This is a genomic window from Methyloceanibacter sp. (assembly GCF_049590335.1).
GTDB lineage: Bacteria > Pseudomonadota > Alphaproteobacteria > Rhizobiales > Methyloligellaceae > Methyloceanibacter.
Genome location: NZ_JBAWCQ010000147.1, coordinates 1 through 2581, shown reverse-complemented (window position 1 = coordinate 2581; position 2581 = coordinate 1). Strand labels below are relative to the sequence as shown.

Genomic DNA, 2581 nt, shown 5'->3' with positions numbered 1-2581 from the left:
CCTCCGTCATGAGCGCGATCGTGATGGGGAGTTCCCGCGGAATGAGCGTCAGCGCTACATAGGGCAGAATGGGTTTCCGCAACAGCCGCACAGCGGACGTGAACGGTTGCGGATAGGCCGGTGCATTCATCAACACCAGGCGCCTAAGGCGGTTAGCCCGGATCATGCATCAGAAGTAGGCACAAGTCGCGTGATCTGACGCGCGCACGTGGTCGTTCGGCCCGGTCGGGTCGTTTTGGGCAACTCGCTGTGCAACGCGTTTGGGGTTGGTCGGCCTCGTTCGGCGGCGGTTGGGGCGCGCATGCCCCACGCATCATGGTCCCGACGGCAAGAGCCCAAGGGCAATCGTGCGGAAAAGGGTTTTCTCGACACAGCTCGATGGCAGATGCACGCGGATACGGCGGCCATGCTCAATGACGCGTGCGGCGATCTTCAAGAGCCGCAGGCGGAGCGTGTTGAACTCGCACCTTGCGAGCCCGTGGCCTTGCGGGATCTGGGCGCGTACGGTGTGCATCAGCCAGAACGCCGCCGAATGGAGCGTCAAGCGGACTTGATTGGCTGTCGCCGAATGGCATGACGTGCGATCCGACGCGAGTTGGGCCTTGTGCAGTTTGATCAGGTTCTCGGCTTGGCCGCGCTGGCAGTAGACGCCCTCGTAGAGGCGCTCGGGATCACCATCGAGCGACGTCACGACGTAGCGCACGTCGATCTTCTGGCGCATCGCTTGCGGATCTTCCGGCGTCGGGTCTGGATGCATCGAAGCCTCGATGCGCGCAATCACGCGGCGCGGCGTCTGCCAGCTTCCCGCCTTGTATTCGAGCGCCTTGTAGCACCGCGATTTCGGCGCCTCCGACAGCGCATGCCAGAAGCGCAGATGGTCCGCCGCCTCGGCGACCAGGGCATCGAGCACGCTGTTGCCCGCGAAGCCGAAGATGTAGCCAACGCCGTTTTCATCGCACCACTCCATTGCCTCGGCGCGCCCATAGTGACTGTCGCCGCGCCATACGATGTTCGCCTTTTCCCACGTCTTCAGAATGCGCTTCGTCAGATGCTTGATCACCGTGCGGACTTCCCGGCCGTTCGGCGTCTTCGCCGGGCGCAGGATGGTCGCCACCGGCAAGCCGCTTGCTGCATGATAAACGTGCATCGGCGCAAAGCCGCGCTCGTCATGATGCGCGTTCCAGAACGCCAGTTGCTGGCCGCCGTGCGCGGCGTCGAACGTGTCATCAATGTCGAAGATATCGCACCCTGAGGGCGTCAAGCGCGCCGTGAGCTGATCGACGAGAGCCTTCGCAAGCCGCGCTGCGTCCGTCTTACTCGGCGCATTCTCGAAGCGGCTGATGGTCGATTGCGAGGCGAGCGGCGCGCCCGTCTCGGGACAGCGCCCGACCGCCATTTTCATCACCGGATCATGGCGCAGGGCATCGTGATCGATGCCGTCTTCGTAGCCGCAGCAGATGCCGAACACGCGCGCTTCAATGATCTCGCCCATCCGATGCCGGATGCGCGTCAGATCTCGCCGGTCCCGCATGGCCGCGGCAAGCCGGGCAAGGACGCCGGTCTTCTTCTCGGCGCCACGCAGCAGCAGCATGCCGGCGTCCGACGACTGGTTACCGCCATCGAAATCGACTGTGAGCTTCTTGCGCGCAACGGCTGGCAGCTCGAAGGATAGTGGCGTAGCGTCGGTCATGGCTGTGGCGCTCGGTGGTGGAACGCAGCACATCGTCTCAACACCGATTTGTTACGCGATCCCAAAGCTTTGCGCCACAGCCAGGCGATGATTGCTCATCCTTGGTGCATAATGCGGGTTAGGATCATATCGCTTTGTAAGAAGTGCAAGGTTCAGCGCGACCTGCCCGCCGTAGGAGTGCCCGACGAGGGTGACCCGGTTGAGCCCATAAGCGCGCAAAAACCAATAGACGAGGACGGCGTGATCATGCGGGCTGTAATTTTCATCGAACGGTTTGTCTGATCGCCCATGCCCCTTGAGATCAAGCGTGATCACCCGATAGCGCCGCGCGAGAGCAGGGACGATGCGCCGGAACGTGTAACCGGATGCGCCAAAACCGTGCAACATGACGAGGGGTTCGCCGCGTCCCGTCTCCTCAGCATAGAGGCTGATCGGCAGATGGCCTGGTGCGTTTATGGGGACGAGGCCGGCACGGACAATTCTGGTGGAGGACGCTTCACTGAGCGCGTAGGGCTCCAGCGTGTTCGCTGCCTGCGCTGCTCCCGCGAGCGTTACGGCGACAACAACCGCAGCGCACCGCCCGATCACCGCTGCGACCAATCCCCGCCGACACACGCCCATGCAACGAACCCGCACACCGTCACCGCTGCCCCACCCAAACGCCCCGAGCGCCCAGACGGTGAGGCGACGGAACGGGCGCGCGACGAAATGGATGCCGGCGCCGGCGCCAACTTAGTCGTGGAAAGCTTGCCTAAGCGTTAAGCACCGTCGGGGCCTGGCACATCGTCCCGGCCAAGCGCGGCGAAGTCGAAAAGAGCAGGGTCGAGCAGGTGCGAGGGCCGTGCCTGCATCAAGGCGCGCAGCATCACCTTTTTGCGTCCAGGCACCTTG

At 63.4% G+C, this 2581-nt stretch carries 3 protein-coding genes and 1 pseudogene; 1 reads left to right on the top strand and 3 read right to left on the bottom strand.

Features of this window, described 5'->3' with window-relative positions:
* Positions 1 to 313: 313 nt before the first annotated feature.
* The gene (locus tag WBQ77_RS11380) at positions 314 to 1690 is read right to left on the bottom strand and encodes an IS1380 family transposase (RefSeq protein ID WP_424060329.1); all 1377 of its coding nucleotides are present in this window, start codon (positions 1688 to 1690) and stop codon (positions 314 to 316) included.
* A gap of 51 nt (positions 1691 to 1741) precedes the next feature.
* Positions 1742 to 2077, bottom strand: a complete 336-nt coding sequence (locus tag WBQ77_RS11375; protein WP_424060327.1) for an alpha/beta fold hydrolase — start codon at positions 2075 to 2077, stop codon at positions 1742 to 1744.
* 51 nt (positions 2078 to 2128) lie between these two features.
* Between WBQ77_RS11375 and WBQ77_RS11370 the strand changes: the two genes are divergently transcribed.
* Complete coding sequence (locus WBQ77_RS11370; RefSeq protein WP_424060326.1) at positions 2129 to 2452, top strand: hypothetical protein; 324 nt, start codon at positions 2129 to 2131, stop codon at positions 2450 to 2452.
* Here the strand turns inward: WBQ77_RS11370 and WBQ77_RS11365 are convergent.
* Positions 2449 to 2581: pseudogene (locus tag WBQ77_RS11365) on the bottom strand (tRNA 2-thiocytidine(32) synthetase TtcA); the annotation flags it as partial. The gene WBQ77_RS11370 and the pseudogene WBQ77_RS11365 overlap by 4 nt on opposite strands.